Genomic DNA, 21,232 nt, shown 5'->3' with positions numbered 1-21,232 from the left:
AAAATTTTGTATTTTAGGTGCGCCCGCGCCAAAGAAACGGCAGTGTTTGTGCGGGTGCCAGATCCGCAAAAACAGCCCGTGCAGTGAGGATGAGATATGACGTTTTTTGATGGGTTTGACCTGATGACGGTGGATCTGCCTGCGGGCCCGGTGCGGCTGCGCCGGGGCGGGACGGGGCCTGCGCTGTTGTGTTTGCATGGCAATCCGCAGACCCATGTGATGTGGCATGCGATCGCGCCTGAGCTTGCGCGCCATTTCACCGTTTATTGCCCGGATCTGCGCGGCTATGGCGTGTCGGCGAAACCTGTGGCCAGTGCGGATCATGCGCATTATTCCAAACGGGAGATGGCTGCGGATTTCATTGCGTTGATGGATCATTTTGATCATGCGCGGTTTTCGGTGCTGTCCCATGATCGCGGTGCGCGCACGGCGCATCGGCTGGTGCTGGATCATGCCAGCCGGGTGGAACGGCTGGCGGTTCTGGATATTGTGCCAACGCTTGAACATTTTGAACGCACCGATATGGCCTTTGCCCGTACCTATGCCCATTGGTTTTACCTGTCGATGGCTGCGCCCTTTCCAGAGGAAATGATTGGCGCAGATCCCGAGGGCTGGTTTCATCACCACTGCGGCCGCGCGCCCACGGCCACGGAGCTGTTTCATCCGCGCGCGCTGGAGGATTATCTGAACCATATTCGCGACCCCAAGGTGATCCGCGGCATCTGCGAAGATTACCGCGCCGCAGCGACGATTGATCTGGACCATGACCGCCAAAGCCGCGCTGATGGCCAGCGTATTCAGTGCCCGCTTCTGGCGCTTTGGGGCGATCATGGGATCATTGGCAAATTCTACGACCCGCTCGCGCTGTGGCGTGCCTATAGCGATGGGGAGGTCAGCGGCAGCGCGGTGCCTGCGGGGCATTATCTGGCCGAAGAAGCGCCAGAGGCGGTGATGACGCATCTGCGCGCCTTCTTTGATCTGCCCGGATCTTAGGAAGTTGGCGGAATGTTGTAGGGCGTGATCACCTGCACCGTTGAAAGTTGCTGCGCAACCGGTGCCTGTGAGATCTGGTGATAGCTCAAAAACGCCTGAAACGCGCCGCGCAGGTCGTGTTGCAGATCATGGTGCAGAATAAAGCTGAGCTGATGATCCGCAATCAGGGCGCGGTTTTCGCGGTCAAGATCATGGGCGATATAGATCTGCGGTTTGAGCCGATGGGCGGCAAGGGTTTCCAGAATAGACCGGTTGCCGCCGCCCATGGAATAGACCGCGCGCAGGTCAGAAACCCCGCGCAGCAGCTCTGACAGCAGTTTGGAGGTTTCCACATCCACGCCGCTGCCGCCCTGAAGCGATACGATCTGCAGCCTGGGGCAGAGGCTTTTGAGGGTGTCGCGAAAGGCGGCTTCGCGTTCCTCTTCGCCAAGAAAACGCGCGTGGCTTTGGGTGGTTAGCAGCTGACCGGTGGTATCGCCCAGCGTATTGGCCAGCAAGTAGGCGGCGGTGCGCCCGGCGCCGGCATTATCAAGCCCGGCATAGGCAAGGCGGGTGGTGGCCGCGATGTCTGTAACCAATGTGACCACCGGGATTTTGGCCTGCATCAGCCGATCAACTGCCGCGCGGATTTTCACCGTGTCGCGCGCCTTGAGGCAGACCCCGTGACTGCCGCGTTTTAAGATGCGGTTGAGGATGGCAACAACCTCATCTTCCTCCATGATTTCCTGCGCAATGAAACGCGGCCTGCAGACGGCGGTTTCGATCTGCGGCAGCAGCGCTTCGGCGGCTGATCTGACCTCAGCACTAAAGCGGCGCGGCGCTTCGATCACCATATCAAAGAACACCCGGCGGCCTTTGGCGGCGAGCTGGGCTTCCTGGGCGCTGAGCTCGTTGATTGCGGCCTCAACCCGCAGCCGGGTCTGGGTGCTGACATTGGCGCGATTGTTGAGCACCCGGTCAATGGTGGCGGGGCCAAGACCTGCCTGACGTGCGATTTCTTTGATTGGGAAGCGATGGGTCATTGATGTGTTTTTGATGTGTTTTGCGCCGCACTGCAAGCGCTGGTTTCGCTAGATTTGCCAGACCAAAGGGAGGACAACAGATGAGCGAGCAATCTTATTACACGCCAGAGCTTTGTGATATTGCGGCGTTTACCGCGCTGATCGACCAGAGCGTTGCGGCGGAAGACGTGCCACAGGCAATGGCCGTTGAGAAAAACATTCCGATCTATGACATGGCGGCGCTGCGCCCGATGTTGGAGGATGGCACCACGCGCCGTGCCCTGATGGGCGAATGGGCCAGGGTGCTGGGCCGCGGCGCGGGTGTGGTGGTGTTGAAGCGCGCTTATGCTGACACGGAAGTGCTCGATCAGGCCACCGCGATCTATCTGGATATTATCGACGCAGAAAAACGCGGCAGCGGTGGGGGAGGTGATCATTTTGCCGCGTCTGGGGCCAATGACCGGATCTGGAATTCGCTGCAAAAACTGTGCGAGGCGGCTCCGGATGTGTTTGTGCGCTATTTCGCCAATACCTCGATTGCAGCGATGTCTGAAGCCTGGTTGGGGCCGAATTATCAGATGACGGCGCAGGTCAATCTGGTGCATCCGGGCGGCGCGGCGCAGCAGGCGCATCGTGATTATCACCTGGGGTTTCAGACCGCGGATGTCAGCGCGTCTTATCCGGCGCATGTGCATGATGTCTCGCCGATTTTGACGCTACAGGGGGCGGTGGCCCATTGTGACATGCCGCTCAACAGCGGGCCAACCAAGCTGTTGCCGTTTTCGCAGGCCTACCGTCCGGGTTATGCGGCCTGGCGGCGCGACGATTTCCGCGCCCTGTTTGAAGCGCGTCATGTGCAGCTGGCGCTGGAAAAGGGTGATGCGGTGTTTTTCAACCCGGCGCTGTTTCATGCGGCTGGCGCCAATAGCAGCGCCGACATCCACCGGTTTGTGAATTTGTTGCAGGTGTCTTCGGCCTTTGGGCGCGCAATGGAGACGGTGGACCGCGATAAGATGTGTCGGCTGCTTTATCCGGTGATGCGCAACAGCAGCCTTAGCGCGGCGGAGCAGGGTGCGGCGATTGCGGCCTGCGCCGAGGGCTATTCCTTCCCGACCAATCTGGACCGTGACCCGCCAGCACATGGCCTAGCGCCAGAAACACAGGCGGCGTTTATGGCGCGGGCCCTGGCCGAAGATCTGAGCGCGGCTGAGTTTGGCGCACATCTTGATCAGATGGCTGAGGCGCGCGGCGCATAGGGGCAAACGACTGGCTGTGCCCGGCTGTGTTTCAGGTGGGCAGGCCAAAACGAACGGGTCAGATATACTGCACCCGTCAGAACAAATGATATGGGCTGATCGATTGGGGAGGCTTAGCGGATCACCAGCTCATCCGAGCGCAGCAGGCCCAGAACCGAGCGCGCCTGTTCATCAAGCAGATCAAGATCGAGATAATTGTCAGACAGGCGTTTGGTGAGATTTTCCATCTCGTCAATCTCGGCTGAAAGCCGGTTGAGATCCTGCTGCAGCGTGTCAGCTTCAGCTTGGATCTCAACCCGGCGAAACAGACCGAAGTCCCCCTGAATTGCTGCAAAGGTGAAATAGGCGCTCAATGCGAACGCCACAGCAAAAAAGAAGAAAGTGCCCAGATTGGGCCGCGAGCTTCGGGTCAATGTGGTTGCCTGTATGTTTGCCCTGTTAAAGGCTCTCAAGTTTCCCTTGGTAAATTTACCGCCAAGTTTTTGTTTTTGCGCCGTTTTCCGACGTCTGCCTTGTTTATGACACAATCATTTCAGCTTGTGAATCCTTTTATTGGCCAAGGACGCGTTTTTTTTCGCACAGGTGATGAAATTGTGGCGCGCTGACCTAAAGGCGGGTTTAGCGCAAAAGCTTCAGCCCAAGCCCGCCCAGCACCACGGCGGCGCTGCGGTCCATATAGGGTTTGGCGCGCAGGTAGCGCTGGCTAACCGCGCGACTGCTCATGGCGTAGGCCAGCGCGAGGTAAAACAGCCATTCGACCAGCAGGTGATTGGTGACAATGATCAGGCTTTCCGCAAGGCTCATGTTTTTGGGAAAGACCACCACCAGCACCGCAGCGGCAAACAGCACGGCCTTGGGGTTGAGCGCATTGATCAGCAGCCCCTGACGGAAAGCATGAGAGGAGGGTTTGTTCTGTGGCGCAAGCGGGGCGCGGGCGTGGCGCCACATGCCAAAGGCCACGTAAATGAGGTAAATCGCGCCGATGGTTTTCACCAGGGTAAAGGCCCAGGGAAACAGCACAAACAGCGCTTCAAGCCCGATGAGCGCAGCCAGCGTCCAGAGCGCGGCCATCAGCCCAAGGCCAAGCCCAATGGCAATGCCTGCGCGACGTCCCGCAGTCAAGCTGGTTTTGATCGCCACCAACAGCGCCGGGCCGGGGCTTGCGATGGCAGCCAGAAGCGCGAGGTTAAATGCCAGAAGATGGGTGAGCTGCATGGGGGTGATCCTGATGGGGGTCTGAAAAGACAGAACCGTAAGCATGGCCCGGTTTCAAGGGGTGTTTTGCAAACCATCTCCCCAAACACAACAGCACCGCGCAAAGCGCGGTGCTGGGCCCAAGTCTGTTGGTGGGCTTTAGCCCTCCATAAAGGCGCGGGAGCGCTTGGCCCCCGCAGCAACAGCTTGTTTACTGCTCCAGCGCGGCAACACCTGGCAGGGTTTTGCCTTCCATCCATTCCAGGAATGCGCCACCGGCGGTGGAGATATAGGTGAAGCTTTGCGCCGCATCGGCCTGATTGAGCGCGGCAACGGTGTCGCCGCCGCCTGCAACCGAAATCAGATCACCCGCTTTGGTGAGATCTGCCGCTTTTTGCGCTGCTGCATTGGTGGCCGCATCAAACGGGGTGATTTCAAAGGCGCCCATCGGCCCGTTCCAGATCAGGGTTTTGGAATCTGACAAAACGCCAGCGACCGCTTCAACCGTGGCGGGGCCTGCGTCCAGAATCATTGCATCCGCCGGGCAGGCCGTGGCCGCGACGGTTTCATTGTCAGCGCCTGCTTTGAATTCACGCGCCACCACCACATCGCTGGGCAGTACAATGGTGCAGCCCGCAGCTTCGGCTTTTTTCAGGATCTCGGTGGCAGTGCCGGCCATGTCGTGTTCGCACAGCGATTTGCCCACATCCACACCCTGCGCCGCAAGGAACGTATTGGCCATGCCGCCGCCAATCACCAGATTGTCGACCTTTTCCACCAGATTGCCCAAAAGCTCCAGCTTGGTCGAAACCTTTGCGCCGCCCACAACCGCGGTGACCGGGCGCTGTGGCTGACCCAGCGCGCTTTCGAGTGCGGTGAGTTCCGCCTGCATCAGACGACCGGCGCAATTTGGCAAAAGCTTCGCCACACCTTCGGTTGAGGCATGGGCCCGGTGCGCAGCGGAAAACGCATCATTGCAGTAGACATCACCCAAAGTGGCAAGGAATTTCGCCATCTCGGGGTCATTGGCTTCTTCCATTGCGCTGAAACGGGTGTTTTCCACCAGCACAACGGTATCCTGCGCCAGGGTATCAATGGCGTCGCGGCTGGGTTTTTCGATAAACGTTACATCGGTGCCAAACACAGCTTCAAGCGCGGGCACCAGCGGTTTCAGCGACATTTCCGGCACCACTTTGCCTTTGGGGCGGCCGAAATGCGCCAGCAGGATCGGGCTACCACCGGCGGCAAGGATGTCTTTGATCGTCGGGGCAATGCGTTGGATGCGGGTGTCATCGGTTACGCGGCCCGCTTCAACAGGTACGTTGATGTCAACGCGCACCAGAACCCGTTTGCCGTTCAGGTCCATATCATCCAGTGAATTCCAGCCCATGCGGCGCTCCTTTGAATAAATCGGCAGTGATATCTAACAAGAGATTAACGCGGCCTGTTTCAGCTGTTTTTGCCGCTGCGTCAATGCTCCCTTGGCATTCGGACGGAACCACCGTAACAATCGCTGCAATTCTACTGCATTAGGAGGGCCACATGGCCGAGATCAAGGATCCCGAAAACACAATCATCGTTGAGCTGAAAGACGGCAAAGTGGTCATTGAACTGCTGCCCGATGTTGCACCCAAGCATGCGGAACGCATGAAAGAACTGGCGCGCGGCGGTGAATATGACAATGTGGCGTTCCACCGTGTGATTGATGGTTTCATGGCGCAGACCGGTGATGTGGCCAATGGCGACATGGAAGACAATTTCAACCTGCGTATGGCGGGCACCGGTGGCTCGTCGCTGCCGGATCTGCCAGCTGAGTTCTCCAAGCTGCCGCACGACCGTGGCACCCTGGGCGCGGCGCGTTCCGCCAACCCGGATTCTGCTAACTCGCAGTTCTTCATCAACTTCAGCGACAACCACTTCCTGAACGGTCAATACACCGTCTATGGCCGTGTGATTGAAGGCATGGAGCACGTAGACGCGATCACCCGTGGTGAGCCGCCTGCGAGCCCCGACCGCATGATCAGCGTTAAGGTGGCTGCGGATGCGTAAGCTTGCCACTGCGCTGGCACTTCTGGTGGCAGGTCCGGCATTTGCCTCGGGGCTGACCATCGAGGTTGAAGGTGAAGCCAATGGCACCATCACCGTTGACCTGTTTGAAGATGTTGCGCCCAAACACGTTGAGCAGATCACCGCATTGGCCGCTGAGGGCCAATATGACGGGGTTGTGTTTCACCGGGTGATTGATGGCTTTATGGCCCAGACCGGTGATGTGCAATTTGGCAAAGAGGGTGGCGACATGCGCCGCGCAGGCACCGGGGCGTCTGACCGCCCGGATCTGCCCGCGGAGTTTTCCCAGCTGCCCTTTGAGCGCGGTGTGGTTGGCATGGCGCGTTCGCAAAACCCAAATAGCGGCAATTCACAGTTCTTCATCATGTTTGACGCGGGCTATTTCCTTAACGGTCAATATACCGTTGTGGGCGAAGTCACCGAAGGCATGGATGTGGTTGATGCGATCAAACGTGGCCGTGGCCCCAATGGCGCGGTCATCGGTGCGCCGGACCGGATGAGCAAGGTCACTGTGATCGAGGATGCAGCGACCGAGTAAACGGATCGCTTTGCCTGATAGAGCCACGCGGAGATCTGTCTTCGCGTGGTTTTTTGTTGCGCGCAGCTGCGGCTATGCACCTTTGCCTGCCTGTTTGGCCTGCGTTGGATTTGAGTATTTATAAAAAGATAAAGGCGGCACCGAATGCCGCCTTTGCTGTAGCTAGTATTGATCGGGGCAGGGTGGCCAGATCAGAACAGGAAGTTGTCCGCATCCTGCAGCGCGTTCAGTTCAACATCCTGGACCAGAATGGTCACATCGGAGAAGCTGACCAGAACGTCATCGCCCAGGGTTTCAAAGCTGAGGTCTTCAAGTGAATCCGCTCCATCCTGGATGCGGATGGTGTCCTCACCCGCGGCAAAATTAACGATGCGATCGTCGCCATTTCCTGATGTAAAGACAAAGACATCGTCACCTGCGCCGCCATTGAAAAAGTCGTTACCGGCACCGCCACGCAGAAGATCATTGCCCTGACCGCCAAACAGCATATCGTTGCCCGAGCCACCAAACAGGCTGTCGTCACCAAGTTGGCCCCGCAGCGTGTCGTTGCGCGCTTCGCCAAACAGACGGTCGTGGCCGCGGCTGCCATACAGTAGGTCATACCCTTTGCCGCCATAGATCTGGTCGTTGCCTTCGCCACCATTCAGCGTGTCGCGGCCATAGCCCCCACGCAGCACGTCATTACCTTCATTGCCCAGAATGCGATCGGCGCCGTTACCGCCGCGTACCATATCATTATCTGTGCCGGCTCGGATGAAATCTCTTCCATTGCCGCCCAGGATGGTGTCGTCGCCGCCTTCGCCGATCAACAGATCTGCACCAATACCGCCCAGAAGAGTATCATTGCCTTCGCCTGCGAGCAGAACATCATCACGGGTCGCGCTGAACTGATCGCCGCTGAGTCTTGCGCCCCCGGACAGTGAGAAGTCGCGCGCAATTGTGACAAGGCGGTCGTTGAACTGGAGCAGTTCGACACCAAACAAGGTGTCGGTGCCATCATTGCTGCGCACAGCAACTCGGTCCGGTGTGTCGAGGAACTCAGCGTTGGCAAAATTATCGTCGATGATCAGACGGTCAATACCCTCACCTGCAAAAATCAAGTCATCCCCACGACCAAGGTTGAGCGTGTCGTCGCCTGCGCCTGAATCCCAGTTGTTGTCAGCGTCGTTTTGCGAGACGAACACATCACTCCCTGACAGGGTTGCATCGATCAGGTCAGCTGGGTCTGTGATCTGCGTGTATTCATTAAAGCCGATTTCAAAATCAGTTGCGCGGATCTGAGTCTGATTGTCACGCCCCACTTCCAGTCCTGTAAGCGTCCATAGCGAGATATCGTCGCCGGTGAATTCGCCGAGCATGCGGACAAAAAAGCCGTTGTTGCTCTGAAAGAGCAGAACGGAGTTTGTGCGGGTAGCCAGCTCAACGTTGTCAGCGGTGAAGTCAGGGAGGAGGTAGAGAGAGATTTGAGACAGCCCATGATCCCCGGAGACGACAGTGATTCTGGTCATATTCGTATTCCTGAAATATTTTCAAAAAACTTTGCTCAAAAGTGTAATGGTTAAGGTTTAGTAAATTTGCAAGCAGGGTGAGAACGGTTTGGGGTGGTTTAGTTGCATCTCTGCATGTGTAGCAGCGTTGTTGGCATGGCGCGTTCGCAAAACCCAAATAGCGGCAATTCGCAGTTCTTCATCATGTTTGACGCGGGCTATTTCCTTAACGGTCAATATACCGTTGTGGGCGAAGTCACCGAAGGCATGGATGTGGTTGATGCGATCAAACGTGGCCGTGGCCCCAATGGCGCGGTCATCGGTGCGCCGGACCGGATGAGCAAGGTCACTGTGATCGAGGATGCAGCGACCGAGTAAACGGATCGCTTTGCCTGATAGAGCCACGCGGAGATCTGTCTTCGCGTGGTTTTTTGTTGCGCGCAGCTGCGGCTATGCACCTTTGCCTGCCTGTTTGGCCTGCGTTGGATTTGAGTATTTATAAAAAGATAAAGGCGGCACCGAATGCCGCCTTTGCTGTAGCTAGTATTGATCGGGGCAGGGTGGCCAGATCAGAACAGGAAGTTGTCCGCATCCTGCAGCGCGTTCAGTTCAACATCCTGGACCAGAATGGTCACATCGGAGAAGCTGACCAGAACGTCATCGCCCAGGGTTTCAAAGCTGAGGTCTTCAAGTGAATCCGCTCCATCCTGGATGCGGATGGTGTCCTCACCCGCGGCAAAATTAACGATGCGATCGTCGCCATTTCCTGATGTAAAGACAAAGACATCGTCACCTGCGCCGCCATTGAAAAAGTCGTTACCGGCACCGCCACGCAGAAGATCATTGCCCTGACCGCCAAACAGCATATCGTTGCCCGAGCCACCAAACAGGCTGTCGTCACCAAGTTGGCCCCGCAGCGTGTCGTTGCGCGCTTCGCCAAACAGGCGGTCATTGCCGCGGCTGCCATTCAGTAGGTCAAACCCTTTGCCGCCATAGATCCGGTCGTTGCCTTCGCCACCATTCAGCGTGTCGCGGCCAAACCCACCGCGCAGTACGTCATTACCTTCATTGCCCAGAATGCGATCGGCGCCGTTACCGCCGCGTACCATATCATTATCTGTGCCGGCTTGGATGAAATCTCTTCCATTGCCGCCCAGGATGGTGTCGTCGCCGCCTTCGCCGATCAACAGGTCTGCGCCGTTGCCGCCCAGAATAGTATCGTTTCCGCCAGCCCCAGCGATCAGATCGCGGGTATTGGGGGAGCCAGTGAGTAGGTCACTGTCAGCAGAACCGCCTGTGATTTCATAGCGTTCACCGTTGAACTCTGTCGCTTCGATCTCATAGAGCGTATATTCGGTGTCATCACTATTGGTTACGCGCAGGATATGAAATTCTTGCGTTTCGCCCTCGGGTCTTACAGTTTCTGCCTGTATCGTTGCGTCGCGCACTCCGAAATCAAACACCGCCGTGTCCTGGCCGCGACCGCCAGCAACATGCAAGCCAGACGATGCCATAGCAAAACGATCATCGCCATCGTATCCTTCAACGACAGCATCAGCGAAGTTGGTTTCTGTGGTGATGGTGTCATTGCCAGACATAAGGAAGCTGAGCAGGTTGTCCCCATCCTGCGCACCAACTTCAGGGCCGTTGATCGACAGCTCATCCAGTGTCAGAACAACTTCAGTACCCTGACCCATTTCAACGCGGTCGATTTGCCAGTCTTCGAAGTTATCAGAGCTAAAATCGCCGTAAAACTCGATGTATATGTCAGCGAGATCTTCGTAAGTGGTGCCGATGTATCGAATGGTGATTAGTGTGTCTGTTCCGATCTCATCTACCTGAGAGCTTTCCCACAGAAACGCGAGCGCGGTGCGGACGTCTTCAATATCAAAATTATCGTTAAAGGGTCTGAACGTTATATTGGCCAACGGAAAATCCTCGCAAAAGTAATATTAACTTTCACTAAATCCACCCTAGGTGGTTTGCAACATATTCAAAGGCGAGCAACACGAAAAATACAAATATGGAGATAGAAAAATGGAGGTGGAAAACACGACAAAGCCCCGATCAAGACCGGGGCTTTGAGTATTGTGATCGGCTTGTGTGTCGGCCTTAGCCCTGAACTGGGGCCGCTTTTGGTGCTGCTTTGCCCGGGTTCAGCGGATCGTCCTGACGCTGAACGGAGCCTTCAAAATGGGCGCCGCTCTCGATTGCGATGGTTTTGTGAATGATGTCACCTTCGACACGCGCGGTGGCGGTGAGGCGCACTTTCAGGCCACGCACGCGACCAACGATACGGCCGTTGATCACCACGTCATCAGCAGTGACTTCGCCTTTGATGGTGGCGCTTTCGCCGATGGTCAGCAGATGGGCGCGGATGTCACCTTCCACGGTGCCTTCAACCTGGATGTCACCGCTGGTTTTCAGATTGCCGGTGATGTGCAGGTCTGAGCTCAAGAGTGAGGCAGCCGGTTTTGGCTTGGCGGCGCTGCTGGCTTTGAAGTCGCTGCTGGGGGCAACTGGTGCCGTCGGAGCAGGGGCCGCAGTGGGCGCCGGTGTTGGGGTGTCGGCCTTTGCGCCGGGCTCGTTGATTTTGCTTTTAGAAAACATTTCTTGCAGCCTTGATATAGATCATCGGGTTTATTGGTTTTCCATTGACCCGTACCTCATAATGAAGGTGGGTCCCGGTGGACCGTCCGGTGTTACCCATATCAGCAATGTGATCCCCGCGCGAGACCCTTTGGCCTACCTTGACGCGGATGTTGGAATTATGGGCGTAACGGGTTTCAATGCCAAAATCATGTTTGATGGTGACAATGCGGCCATAGCCGGACTGCCAGCCCGCAAAGGAGATAACCCCATCTGCGGTGGCATAGATATCGGTGCCGGTTGGGCCTGCCAGATCGATGCCACTGTGCATGCGGCGGCCGCCGGTAATGGGGTGGCGACGATAGCCAAAGCCTGACGTGAAACGGCTGGAGCCGGGGCGGACAGGTTCGGCAAAAGGCGCACGTTCCGCCGCCAGACGATACAGGTTAAGCTGGCTCATCTTGGCCAAAAGATCATTGGCGCGCAGCGCATCTGCCGTCAGCGGTGCGCCGCTGGTGGACATGGCAAGCGGTTCAAGCGGGCCACCCTGGCCATCATAGCCACGCCGCACCTGTTCCAGAATGTTATCCGGTGCCATGCCAGCCTGGCGGAACATCTTGTCCAGCGGTTCAACCGAAACTGCCATTGCCTCTTCGAGCTGGCGGAAAATCTGGTCGTTGCGCTCTTCCATCAGGCGGATTTCAAGCTTGAGCGCGTCGCGCTCTTCCAGCGCGTGGCGTGCATCAGCTTCAATACGGTCGCGTTCCTGCGCGGTTTCTGACAGCGCTTCAGCCACAAAATCCATTTGTGCAGGCAGGGCAGCCGCCGCAAACTGTGCGCCACCTTCCTGGGCGCTTTCGCGCAGCTCTGCCAGGGCTTTGCGGGCGCGTTCACGTTCAGTCATGGTTTCGCGCAGCGTGGTCTGGATCACCTCGATGCCGGTTTCCAGCTCACGGCGGCGGGTTTCAGATTCCAGCAGCTCAGACTGCATCGCCGAGATCTGCGCCAGTGCCGCGTTAAATCGTTTCTGTGCCGCCAGCGCTTCGGCAGAGCGGTCATCGCGTTCTACTGAGATCGCATTCAGTCGCTCGCGGTAGGTGCTTTGGTCGCGTTTGGCCTGTTCGCGGAAATTGCCCGAGCCGATACTGTCCATCATCACAATCGCCGAGGCGACAATCGACCAGGTCACAACAGCGGTGATGCCCGCGGCGCAGAACAATTGGGTGGCAGGGCGTAGGCGAATGAAACGGGTGTCGTCATCGGACTTCACAAACACCCGGCGTTCGGGGAAGTGACGTTCCAATTTGGCGTTGATCTTGATGCCAAGACGAGTTCGCATCCCAGCGCTCCGTTTGTTATTCCCTCCAGCGGCAGCGGCTTCACCACTGCACACTGCCGAAAGGAAATAGCTAGACTGCCGCCATTCAGCAAGTGTTTCGGCTGTCGCAGGTGGTGTGCAGCCCTAAAAGCAGGGCAAGTCACCAAAAATGCGGCTAAATTTGAGCGAATTTTCGCCGATGCTGTCACCAATGTCTTCGCTGATGTCACGAATTGGCGGCCCTGCGCATCAATGCGCGCGCAGGCACCATGTTGCGTTTTATTGCCAGCCGGGCAGGGGGCGCACCTCATCCGCAAGCGGCCAGTAGAAATCTGGCGGCAGACCCGCTTCGGCGCGTTTTTCCTCGTTGAAGGGTGGTTTCAGCGCGCCGCGGAAGTATTTTTGCACCAGCTCATGAAACAACGCCTTTGGGTCGAGATTGTCGCGCCCACAAAGGAAGTTGAACCATTTCGCGCCATAGGCCACATGGCCCACTTCTTCGGCGTAGATGAGTTCCAGCGCGTCCACCACGCGGTCGAGTTTGGCGTTTTTGAAGATCTTGATCATGCCGGGGGTCACATCAAGGCCGCGCGCCTCCAGCACCATCGGCACCACCGCAAGCCGTCCCATCAGATCATCGGCGGTGTCTTCGGCGGCGCGCCACATGCCAGCATGGGCAGGCAGGTCGCCGTAAAAACTGCCAAGATCTTCAAGGCAGTCACACATCATATTGAAATGCTTGCTCTCTTCGTCGGCGGATTGCACCCAGTCGTCGAAAAACCCCAAGGGCATCGGCACATGGGAAAACCGGGCGATGATGTCCCAATGCAGATCCACCGCGTTGAGTTCAATATGGGCGACCGCGTGGATCAGCGCCTTGCGCCCGGCTTCAGAACCCGGTTTGCGTTTGGGCACATCGCGCGGGTTCAGCAGCTCGGGTTTGTCCGGGCGCGCCGGGTGCAGCGGCGGGTTGGCGGTGCCAATGGCGATTTCAGGCGCATCGCCCGCGCGTGCGGCTCGCCATTTTGAAGCGTAGCGATGCGACAGCGCGGTTTTTTCGCGCCCATCCGCCGTGGTGAGCACGGCCTGCGCCATTTCAGCAAGAGTGGAGGGGGTGTCTGTCATCGAAAGATCCGCAAATGTAAGGCAAAGTTGTTGTGAGCTGGCACAAAAAGTAAAAAGGATCAAAGGCTCACCAAAGCAAAAGCTCTGGATCCTCCCATCACCTGATCTGTCCCCTGCCATCGCACAGGCTGCGCTGCAAGTAAAATAGCCGCATCCCCAAAGGGGCCCCTCGGCGATTTTTCTGGCATCCCAGCCCGCGCGCTGACCCATCGGGGACAGGTGATGGGCGGCTCCAGAGCAAACGCCAAAGGTTGAGCGGTGGTGCGCCGCGCGTCAGCGGGGCGCCGGGCCCAACGCTGCCAGGGGGCGCTTTGCGCACCCGCAGGGGCGGGAGCACATGGGATTTGCAGCGAAGCGATGAGTTTAGGTGAGGTTCAAAGCGCTTGTGCAGCCTCCAGCACCTCTTCCACATGGCCGGGGACTTTTACTTTGGGCCAGATCCGGGCGATCTTGCCGTCAGCGTCGATCAGGAAGGTTGCGCGCTGAATGCCCATGCTTTTGCGCCCATACATGTTTTTCTCAACCCAGACGCCATAGTCTTCGCAGACCGTGCTTTCGGCATCTGACAACAGCGGCACCGTGAGCTCATGTTTGGTGGTAAATTTAGCGTGTTTTGCCAAAGTGTCGCGCGAGATGCCAAATACCGTGGTGCCCGCATCGGCGAAGCCTTGCAGATGTTGGGAAAATCCGATGGATTCCTTGGTGCAGCCTGGCGTATCATCGCGTGGATAAAAGAATAAAACCACTTTCTGGCCTTTGAGCGCAGACAGCGTCACTGCATCTGCACCATCGCGCGGCAGCGTGAAATCCGGGGCTGGATCGGAGGGGTTGAGCATAATATTGGGTCTCTCGATTAGGGTAATTCAAAACAAGACCCGCTAGATATAGATCAGCGCAGGCAAAGGAAAACAAAGATCGCAGTGGAGCGTGAAAATTCCAGCTCGGATGCGGTGGTGACGCAAGGCACGGCACCGCCTGAGGCTTTGCGCGTGTCTGCCTGGCGTCGGGCCTGCAACCAGGGGCTACGCCGCATGTTGCGCCGTGCAATTTTTGCGCTGGTGCTGTTTGTGGGGTTTGGCATCGGGCTTGTTTATATCTCCAAAGAGCGCAGCATTGATGTGCCCGATTGGGCGCGTGAAAAGATCGAAGCCCATATTGAGGCGCAGCTGGGTGAGCTGTCGATTGAATTTGGCGCGCTGCGGGTGATCTTGAACGAAGGGCTGCGTCCGCGGGTGGCGCTGCGCGATGTGGTGCTGCGTTACCCCGATGGGCAGGCGGCGGCGCAGCTCAATGATATGGCGGCGGCGATTTCGCTTGGCGGCTTGTTTTACGGCCGCTTCCAGCCCAAGGATATCTATCTTGGCGGGGTGTTGGCCACGCTGCGCCAGGACGGTGAGCAGATGGCGCTGAGCCTTGCGGATGGCGGCACTGCGGTGCGTCAGGCGCAGAACCTGCCGGATCTGATTGAACAATGGGATGCCTATTTTGACCTGCCGATGCTGAGCGCGTTGCGCGCGGTTGAGGTTGAGGCGATCTCGCTGCGCTATGAAGATCTGCGTATCAATCGCGCCTGGACCCTGGACGGTGGTTTCCTAACTATGGATCGCAACCGCGATGAACTGGCGTTGTCGGCCGGGTTTTCGGTGCTGGGTGGTGGTGACACGGTGGGCGCGATTGAGGCCAATTACACCTCAGACATTGGTGATACTGCGGCTGAATTTGGCATCTCTTTTACTGATCTGGCCAGCGAAGACATTGCGGTGCAAAGTCCGGCGCTTGGATGGCTCAACGTTTTGCGCGCACCGATTTCGGGTTCGGTGCGCGGCAGTTTGGACAGCGAGGGCGGGCTCAATCCGGTGGCCGCCAATCTTGATGTGGGTCGCGGCGCATTGCAGCCAGATCCACAGGCGCGGCCCGTCAGCTTTGACGGGGCCAGCAGCTATTTCACCTATTACCCGGCGGAACAGATCCTGCAGTTTGACGCGCTTGAGGTGTCGTCGGATCTTGGCAGCGGTCAGATGGAGGGGGTGGCCCGGCTCAGCGGGATTGAAAACGGCCAGCTCACCGATCTGGTGGGGCAGCTGCGGTTTTCCGATCTGAGCCTGAACCCGCTGAAGCTTTATGACAGTGAACAGTCTTTCCCCGGTGTCACCACCGATTTCAAACTTGAGCTGAACCCGTTCCGTTTCCGTCTGGGCGAAGCAACCGTGACCCACCGCCAAAGCACCGCCCATCTGAGCGGTGAGATCTGGACCGGGCCGGAAGGCTGGGCCTATGCGTTGGATGGGACGGTGGATTACGCCACGATGGATCAGGTCAAGGAACTGTGGCCGGTCACCGCGCCGCCCAAAGCGCGCCAATGGGTGCGTGACAATATACTGGCGGGCATCGGGCGGGATGCGCAGATTTCATTGCGCAGCCAGGGCGATGCACCGCCGTTTGTTTCGCTTAGCCTTGGGTTTCAGGGGCTGGAAGTGCGCTATCAGAAACAGATGCCACATCTGACCGATGCGCAGGGACAGTTTTCCATTCACGGCGATCGTCTGGTGGCAAGCCTTGGTGCGGGCCGGGTTACCCCGCCGGAAGGTGGCGCGCTCGATGCGGCGGGCACTTCGTTTATTATCCCGGATCTTTCGGTCAAAGGCGGCAGCCCGGCGGTGGTGCGTATTGCCGCCAAAGGTGCGGTGCAGGCCGCGCTTAGCATGCTCAATCAGCCGCCGCTGCAGGTGCTGAAATACACGGGGCTCGGCACCGATCTGAGCGCGGGCTATGTTGAGGCAACCGGCACGCTGGCCCTGCCTTTGAAAGATCATTTGCCGATTTCCGCGGTGGAGTATCACTATGCCGGCACGATCTATGGGGTCAAAAGCGACACGCTGGTAGAAGACTATACCCTAACCGCCCGTGAGCTGAGCCTGAGTGGTGACAATAGCTATGTTGCCATCCAAGGGGACGCCGCGCTGAGCGGGGTGCCTGCCACGGCGCGTTGGTATTTGCCGCTGGCAGGTGGCGCGGGTGAACATCATGTGGCCGGTCGGGTCGAGCTGAGCCCCGAGGCGCTTGATGCGTTTAATGTGGGGCTGCCACGCGGCATGGTGCGCGGCAAAGGGCAGGCGGATTTCAAGGTGAGCCTGCCAAAAGACGCGGTGCCCGAATTAACGCTGCGCTCTGATTTGCGGGGGGTGCGGTTGCGCATTCCCTCGCTCGATTGGGCAAAATCCACCAATGGGCGCGGCGATCTGCGCCTGAAGGTGGCATTGGGCGAGCGCCCCGCGGTTGAGGCGCTTGAGCTTGAAACCGCAGGGTTGAACGCGCGTGGTCGGATCAGCTTGCGCGATGGCGGAGGTTTGAATGAGGCCACGTTCACAGCGCTATCCATTGGCAATTGGCTCAAGGGCAGTGCCACATTGGCAGGGCGCGGCGGGGCAGCGCCAGCGGTGCGGCTGACTGGGGGGCAATTGGATCTGCGCCGCGCGCCATTTGGCACATTGGGCGGATCTGGCGGGTCTTCTGGCGGCGGCTCTGGCGGCGCTGGGATTGGACCGATTGAGTTTGCGCTCAATCGGATTCAGGTTACCGACAGCATTGCGCTGACGGATGCGCGCGGACGGGTGCAAACCTCGGGCGGCGTCAACGGGCAGTTTCGCGGACGCCTGAACGGGCAGACCCCGATTAACGGCGTGCTGGTGCCGCAGGCTGCGGGCATGGCGATGCGTATTCAGGCTGAAAACGCCGGCGGTGTGTTTCGCTCGGCCGGGGTGTTGCGCCACGCCGAAGGGGGCCGGTTTGACATGACGCTGCAACCCACCGGGCGCGCTGGACTTTTCCGCGGTCGGGTGGTGGCAGAAAACATCCGGGTGAAACGCGCACCTGCGATGCTGGCGCTGGTGAATGCGGTCAGCCTTGTGGGGCTGGTGACCGAACTGACCGGCAACGGGTTACTCTTTACCAAGGTGGAAGCGGATTTTGAGCTCGCGCCAACCCATATCAAAGTGCACAAAAGCAGCGCAGTAGGCCCGTCAATCGGCCTGTCGATGGATGGGGTTTATGATCTGCGCAATAGCCGTCTGGATATGCGCGGGGTGCTGTCGCCGATCTATGCACTGAACGTCGTCGGCAGTGTGTTGACCCGCAAGGGCGAGGGGTTGATCGGGTTTGCATTCAATCTGCGCGGCACTGCCGATGATCCGGATGTGTCGGTCAACCCGCTGTCGGGGCTTGCGCCGGGGTTCCTGCGTGAGATTTTCCGCCGTGAGGCGCCCTTGGCTCCGGGTGAAGTGCGCCCGCCGCGCAAATCGCTGCAACAACGGCGCGAAGAACGCGAGGAACGCTGATCAGCTGCGCTCTGGTCATAGGGGAAAAACCTCAGTAAGAGAGCGGCCCATGAAACTCAGCGATTTTGATTTTGATCTGCCCGAAGATCTGATTGCCACCCGTCCAATCACCCCGCGCAGTGCCGCCAAGCTTTTGGTGGCCGAGGGGGATGCCATTCACGATCAGCATGTGGGTGATCTGCTCACGTGGTTCAAACCCGGTGACCGGCTGGTGTTGAACGACACCAAGGTGATTCCGGCGCGCCTGTTTGGTCAGCGGTTTCGCGACAGTGCCCAGGGGCGGGTTGCGGCCAAGGTGGATGTGACGCTTCTGGAGCCACGCTCCGATGGATGCTGGGCGGGGCTGCTGAAGCCCCTGCGCAAGGTGAAGATCGGCGAAGAGATCGTGTTTTCTGAAACGCTGTCTGCGCAGCTGGAGGCGGTTGAGGACGGGCAGGGACATCTGCGGTTCAATCTCAGCGGTGATGATTTTGACGCGGCGCTGAATGAGGCGGGTGCCATGCCGCTGCCACCGTATATTGCCGCCAAACGCGCCGCCGATGAACAAGACAAAGAAGACTATCAGACCGTCTGGGCCAAAAACCGCGGTGCAGTTGCGGCCCCGACTGCGTCGCTGCATTTTGACACCGGGCTGTTGCAGGCGCTGGCAGACAAAGGGGTCACGTTCACCCATGTGACGCTGCATGTGGGGGCGGGCACGTTTTTGCCGGTAAAGGTCGAGGATGTGACCACCCATAAGATGCACGCGGAATGGGGCAGTGTCAGCGCCGCTGCCGCCGCCGAGATCAAGGCCACCAAAGACGCGGGCGGCCGGGTGATCCCCGTGGGCACCACCGCGCTGCGTCTGATTGAAAGTGCGGCCCGCGACACCGGCGCCATTGCCCCCTGGGAAGGGGAAACGGATATCTTTATCTATCCGGGGTTTAAGTTCAGCGTATGCGATGCGCTGATGACCAATTTTCACCTGCCCAAGTCCACGCTTTTGATGCTGGTCTCAGCCCTGATGGGGCAAGAGCGGATGAAACAGGTCTATGCCCATGCGGTGGCAGAGCGGTATCGTTTCTTTTCTTATGGTGATGCGTCGCTGTTAATTCCCTGATTGCCGCAAAGTGACTAGAAATGTCGTGATTTGGCGTAGACAAGGCTGCTCTGCCATCGCGTAGATGGTGGAGCTGATCTGTTTGAGTCTCGGGCGAAAATCCGGACCGGGCCGTCAGCCATTTCTCGCAATTTCAAGTCCCCGCCCGTACGCGGGGAGAGGTGCCGCTATGTTGCAAGTTCTGTCGAGCGCTTGGGCGCTCTTGCTGGGAGTTGGCCTCCTGATGTTGGGCAATGGGCTGCAGAGCTCATTGCTTGGGGTGCGCGGCTCATTGGCTGGGTTTTCAAACATTGAGCTTTCGCTGGTTATGGCGGCCTATTTTGCAGGCTTTCTGGGCGGTTCGCGGCTGGCACCGGTGATGATTGGCCGGGTAGGCCATGTACGGGTGTTTGCGGCACTTGGGTCGTTGATTTCAGCGGTGATCATTGTTTATCCCGCGCTGGATAATCCGATTGTCTGGGGCATTGGCCGGGTGATGATCGGGTTTTGCTTTTCGGGCGTGTATGTCACGGCCGAAAGCTGGCTGAATGATGCGGCGGACAATGAAAACCGCGGCAAGGCGCTGTCGCTTTATATGATGGTGATGACGCTGGGGTTTGTCGGCGCGCAGGGGCTTTTGCTGGTGGGTAGCCCTTCGGATTACCTGCCGTTTGTGATTGCCTCGATTGCGGTTTCGATTTCATTTGCACCGATTTTGCTGTCGATTTCGCCGACACCTATGTTTGAAACCGCCAAACCCATGAGCCTGAAAGAGCTGAAGGAAGCCTCACCGTTGGGTGCTGTAGGCATGTTCCTGCTTGGTGGTGCGTTTTCGGCGCAGGTTGGCATGTCGGCGGTCCTGGCCACCAATGTGGGCCTGTCGATTGCACAGACCTCTGCTTTTGTGTCGTCGTTCTATGTCGGCGCATTGGTTTTGCAATTCCCGATCGGCTGGATGTCAGACCGAATGGACCGACGCTTGGTGATTATGATTGCGGCGGGGATTGGTGCCTGCGCTGGGTTTGTCTGCATGATGCAGCCTGAAAACTACCTGATGCTGCTTGGCGCGGGGTTTGTAATCGGGGGGATGACCACGCCGCTTTATTCGCTTCTGATTGCCCACTCCAATGATTTTCTGTCGCATGAGGAAATGCCTGCGGCCTCTGGTGGGCTTGTGTTCATTAATGGATTGGGTGCGGTTGCTGGCCCGCTGGTGACCGGCTGGCTGATGTCGGATCAGCAGTTTGGACCTGCCGGCTATTTCCTGTTTATGGCGACATTGCTGTCGGCGATTGGCCTTTATGCAGCCTACCGCACCACGCAGCGTCCAACTGTGGATCTGGAAGCAACCGGTCCAATGGCCGTTATGGCCCCGACTGCAACTGCAGTTGCGGCGGAATGGGCGCAGGAATATGTCATTGAGACCGAGCTCGAAGAGCAGGAAAATGACCAGTGATAGCGGTAAACTCAAGAAAACATGCCGTTTATTTCAGCAAATCCTCCGCACGTCGCAAATTGTGACTGCGGAGGCGCTTGCCAATACCCCGTGAAACGCGCCTATGATGAGACATAGGTATTTTTACGGAGAGCATCCCGATGCAAGGGCCCGAACAGATCCTCGAATTCTGGCTGGATAAGGTTGGAGAAAAAGGCTGGTATATCCAGGACACCGCGCTGGACAGTGAGATCCGGCAGCAGTTCCAAAGCACCTGGGAGGCGGCCTGTGCGGGCAAGTTTTCCATGTGGATGACCTATCCCAGCGGCGCGCTTGCTTATCTCATTCTGACCGATCAGTTGCCGCGCAACATGTTCCGCGGCGACGCGCGGGCGTTTGAAACCGACGGTCTGGCACGGGCGGTGGCCAAGGCGGCCCTCGATAAGAAATGGGATCTGAAAATTGATGAACCGGCGCGCCAGTTTTTCTACCTGCCTTTGATGCACTCCGAAAACCTGGTGGATCAGGAACGCTGCGTGCGGATGTTCATGGAGCGGATGCCCAAACACGGGCTTGGCAATCTGCTGCATGCGCGCGCCCATCGCGAAGTGATCCGCCTGTTTGGCCGTTTCCCTTATCGCAATGATGCGCTGGGTCGCAACTCCAGCAATGCCGAGCGCGACTATGTGGATGCGGGTGGCTACGGGTCAACTGTGCGTACATTGCAAGCGGCAGAATAAATCTCCGCAAAAAACGGGCTTTCGGGCCCGTTTCTGATGCCGCTTCCAGATTTGGGGCGGCTTTTTTTATGCCTTCT

General features: G+C 58.1%; 18 protein-coding genes and 1 pseudogene. 9 read left to right on the top strand and 10 right to left on the bottom strand.

What is annotated here, in order from left to right:
* Window positions 1–96 precede the first annotated feature (96 nt).
* A complete protein-coding gene (locus tag GG681_RS03195; RefSeq protein WP_153544970.1) occupies window positions 97–993 on the top strand; it encodes an alpha/beta fold hydrolase in 897 nt (298 codons plus the stop codon).
* Here GG681_RS03195 and GG681_RS03190 read toward each other — a convergent pair.
* A complete protein-coding gene (locus tag GG681_RS03190; protein ID WP_153544968.1) occupies window positions 990–2,015 on the bottom strand; it encodes a LacI family DNA-binding transcriptional regulator in 1,026 nt (341 codons plus the stop codon). The two genes, GG681_RS03195 and GG681_RS03190, sit on opposite strands and share 4 nt — an antisense overlap.
* A gap of 80 nt (window positions 2,016–2,095) precedes the next feature.
* Here GG681_RS03190 and GG681_RS03185 point away from each other — a divergent pair, with 80 nt between their 5' ends.
* On the top strand, window positions 2,096–3,250 hold the full coding sequence (locus GG681_RS03185) for a phytanoyl-CoA dioxygenase family protein (RefSeq protein ID WP_153544966.1): 1,155 nt from the start codon (window positions 2,096–2,098) through the stop codon (window positions 3,248–3,250).
* 113 nt (window positions 3,251–3,363) lie between these two features.
* On the opposite strand, the gene GG681_RS03180 is transcribed toward GG681_RS03185, so the two are convergent.
* From GG681_RS03180 to GG681_RS03170, 3 genes are all read right to left on the bottom strand, one after another.
* Window positions 3,364–3,663: an FtsB family cell division protein gene (locus GG681_RS03180; RefSeq protein ID WP_153544964.1), complete on the bottom strand. Its 300-nt coding sequence runs from the start codon at window positions 3,661–3,663 to the stop codon at window positions 3,364–3,366.
* A gap of 205 nt (window positions 3,664–3,868) precedes the next feature.
* Entirely contained in the window at window positions 3,869–4,465 is a 597-nt protein-coding gene (locus GG681_RS03175) for a LysE family translocator (RefSeq protein ID WP_153544962.1), read from the bottom strand.
* Between the two features lie 190 nt (window positions 4,466–4,655).
* Window positions 4,656–5,834 (bottom strand): phosphoglycerate kinase, encoded by a 1,179-nt coding sequence (locus GG681_RS03170; RefSeq protein WP_153544960.1) that lies wholly within the window; start codon window positions 5,832–5,834, stop codon window positions 4,656–4,658.
* A gap of 152 nt (window positions 5,835–5,986) precedes the next feature.
* On the opposite strand from GG681_RS03170, the gene GG681_RS03165 reads away from it, so the two are divergent.
* Window positions 5,987–6,493: a peptidylprolyl isomerase gene (locus GG681_RS03165; protein ID WP_153544958.1), complete on the top strand. Its 507-nt coding sequence runs from the start codon at window positions 5,987–5,989 to the stop codon at window positions 6,491–6,493.
* Window positions 6,486–7,049, top strand: a complete 564-nt coding sequence (locus GG681_RS03160) for a peptidylprolyl isomerase (RefSeq protein ID WP_153544956.1) — start codon at window positions 6,486–6,488, stop codon at window positions 7,047–7,049. The genes GG681_RS03165 and GG681_RS03160 overlap by 8 nt, the downstream gene beginning before the upstream one ends.
* A gap of 191 nt (window positions 7,050–7,240) precedes the next feature.
* Here the strand turns inward: GG681_RS03160 and GG681_RS03155 are convergent, their stop codons facing one another.
* Window positions 7,241–8,557 carry a calcium-binding protein gene (locus GG681_RS03155; protein WP_153544954.1) on the bottom strand — a complete coding sequence of 439 codons (1,317 nt, stop codon included), beginning with the start codon at window positions 8,555–8,557 and terminating at the stop codon, window positions 7,241–7,243.
* A gap of 126 nt (window positions 8,558–8,683) precedes the next feature.
* Here GG681_RS03155 and GG681_RS03150 point away from each other — a divergent pair.
* A pseudogene (locus tag GG681_RS03150) lies at window positions 8,684–8,914 on the top strand (peptidylprolyl isomerase); the annotation flags it as partial.
* Window positions 8,915–9,105: 191 nt separating this feature from the next.
* On the opposite strand, the gene GG681_RS03145 reads toward GG681_RS03150, so the two are convergent.
* The 5 genes from GG681_RS03145 to GG681_RS03125 all read right to left on the bottom strand — a co-directional run bounded on the left by GG681_RS03145 (window position 9,106) and on the right by GG681_RS03125 (window position 14,404).
* Window positions 9,106–10,464, bottom strand: coding sequence for a calcium-binding protein (locus tag GG681_RS03145; protein ID WP_153544952.1), 1,359 nt, complete (start codon window positions 10,462–10,464; stop codon window positions 9,106–9,108).
* Window positions 10,465–10,648: 184 nt separating this feature from the next.
* Window positions 10,649–11,146, bottom strand: coding sequence for a bactofilin family protein (locus GG681_RS03140; protein WP_153544950.1), 498 nt, complete (start codon window positions 11,144–11,146; stop codon window positions 10,649–10,651).
* Window positions 11,136–12,464 (bottom strand): DUF5930 domain-containing protein, encoded by a 1,329-nt coding sequence (locus GG681_RS03135; RefSeq protein ID WP_153544948.1) that lies wholly within the window; start codon window positions 12,462–12,464, stop codon window positions 11,136–11,138. Before GG681_RS03135 ends, GG681_RS03140 begins: the two co-directional genes overlap by 11 nt.
* 258 nt (window positions 12,465–12,722) lie before the next feature.
* On the bottom strand, window positions 12,723–13,568 hold the full coding sequence (locus GG681_RS03130) for a ferritin-like domain-containing protein (protein WP_153544946.1): 846 nt from the start codon (window positions 13,566–13,568) through the stop codon (window positions 12,723–12,725).
* Window positions 13,569–13,942: 374 nt separating this feature from the next.
* Complete coding sequence (locus GG681_RS03125; protein WP_153544944.1) at window positions 13,943–14,404, bottom strand: peroxiredoxin; 462 nt, start codon at window positions 14,402–14,404, stop codon at window positions 13,943–13,945.
* 84 nt (window positions 14,405–14,488) lie between these two features.
* Here GG681_RS03125 and GG681_RS18060 point away from each other — a divergent pair, with 84 nt between their 5' ends.
* The 4 genes from GG681_RS18060 (at window position 14,489) to GG681_RS03105 (ending at window position 21,155) form a co-directional block, all read left to right on the top strand.
* The gene (locus GG681_RS18060; protein WP_153544942.1) at window positions 14,489–17,902 is read left to right on the top strand and encodes a YhdP family protein; all 3,414 of its coding nucleotides are present in this window, start codon (window positions 14,489–14,491) and stop codon (window positions 17,900–17,902) included.
* Window positions 17,903–17,951: 49 nt separating this feature from the next.
* Window positions 17,952–19,001, top strand: a complete 1,050-nt coding sequence (queA, locus tag GG681_RS03115) for a tRNA preQ1(34) S-adenosylmethionine ribosyltransferase-isomerase QueA (protein ID WP_153544940.1) — start codon at window positions 17,952–17,954, stop codon at window positions 18,999–19,001.
* Window positions 19,002–19,170: 169 nt separating this feature from the next.
* Window positions 19,171–20,436 (top strand): MFS transporter, encoded by a 1,266-nt coding sequence (locus tag GG681_RS03110; protein ID WP_153544938.1) that lies wholly within the window; start codon window positions 19,171–19,173, stop codon window positions 20,434–20,436.
* A gap of 140 nt (window positions 20,437–20,576) precedes the next feature.
* Window positions 20,577–21,155, top strand: coding sequence for a DUF924 family protein (locus GG681_RS03105; RefSeq protein WP_153544936.1), 579 nt, complete (start codon window positions 20,577–20,579; stop codon window positions 21,153–21,155).
* The last annotated feature ends 77 nt before the right edge of the window (window positions 21,156–21,232 follow it).

Source organism: Tritonibacter aquimaris (genome assembly GCF_009617595.1).
GTDB lineage: Bacteria > Pseudomonadota > Alphaproteobacteria > Rhodobacterales > Rhodobacteraceae > Epibacterium > Epibacterium aquimaris.
The sequence above is the reverse complement of the archived record's forward strand: the minus strand, read 5'-3'. Positions and strand labels throughout refer to the sequence as shown.

Excerpts from the sequence above, each read along its gene's own strand:
- GG681_RS03195 (WP_153544970.1), top strand. The coding sequence starts at position 97 with ATGACGTTTTTTGATGGGTTTGACCTGATGACGGTGGATCTGCCTGCG.
- GG681_RS03190 (WP_153544968.1), bottom strand. The coding sequence starts at position 2,015 with ATGACCCATCGCTTCCCAATCAAAGAAATCGCACGTCAGGCAGGTCTT.
- GG681_RS03185 (WP_153544966.1), top strand. The coding sequence starts at position 2,096 with ATGAGCGAGCAATCTTATTACACGCCAGAGCTTTGTGATATTGCGGCG.
- GG681_RS03175 (WP_153544962.1), bottom strand. The coding sequence starts at position 4,465 with ATGCAGCTCACCCATCTTCTGGCATTTAACCTCGCGCTTCTGGCTGCC.
- GG681_RS03170 (WP_153544960.1), bottom strand. The coding sequence starts at position 5,834 with ATGGGCTGGAATTCACTGGATGATATGGACCTGAACGGCAAACGGGTT.
- GG681_RS03165 (WP_153544958.1), top strand. The coding sequence starts at position 5,987 with ATGGCCGAGATCAAGGATCCCGAAAACACAATCATCGTTGAGCTGAAA.
- GG681_RS03160 (WP_153544956.1), top strand. The coding sequence starts at position 6,486 with ATGCGTAAGCTTGCCACTGCGCTGGCACTTCTGGTGGCAGGTCCGGCA.
- GG681_RS03155 (WP_153544954.1), bottom strand. The coding sequence starts at position 8,557 with ATGACCAGAATCACTGTCGTCTCCGGGGATCATGGGCTGTCTCAAATC.
- GG681_RS03140 (WP_153544950.1), bottom strand. The coding sequence starts at position 11,146 with ATGTTTTCTAAAAGCAAAATCAACGAGCCCGGCGCAAAGGCCGACACC.
- GG681_RS03135 (WP_153544948.1), bottom strand. The coding sequence starts at position 12,464 with ATGCGAACTCGTCTTGGCATCAAGATCAACGCCAAATTGGAACGTCAC.
- GG681_RS03130 (WP_153544946.1), bottom strand. The coding sequence starts at position 13,568 with ATGACAGACACCCCCTCCACTCTTGCTGAAATGGCGCAGGCCGTGCTC.
- GG681_RS03125 (WP_153544944.1), bottom strand. The coding sequence starts at position 14,404 with ATGCTCAACCCCTCCGATCCAGCCCCGGATTTCACGCTGCCGCGCGAT.
- queA (WP_153544940.1), top strand. The coding sequence starts at position 17,952 with ATGAAACTCAGCGATTTTGATTTTGATCTGCCCGAAGATCTGATTGCC.
- GG681_RS03110 (WP_153544938.1), top strand. The coding sequence starts at position 19,171 with ATGTTGCAAGTTCTGTCGAGCGCTTGGGCGCTCTTGCTGGGAGTTGGC.
- GG681_RS03105 (WP_153544936.1), top strand. The coding sequence starts at position 20,577 with ATGCAAGGGCCCGAACAGATCCTCGAATTCTGGCTGGATAAGGTTGGA.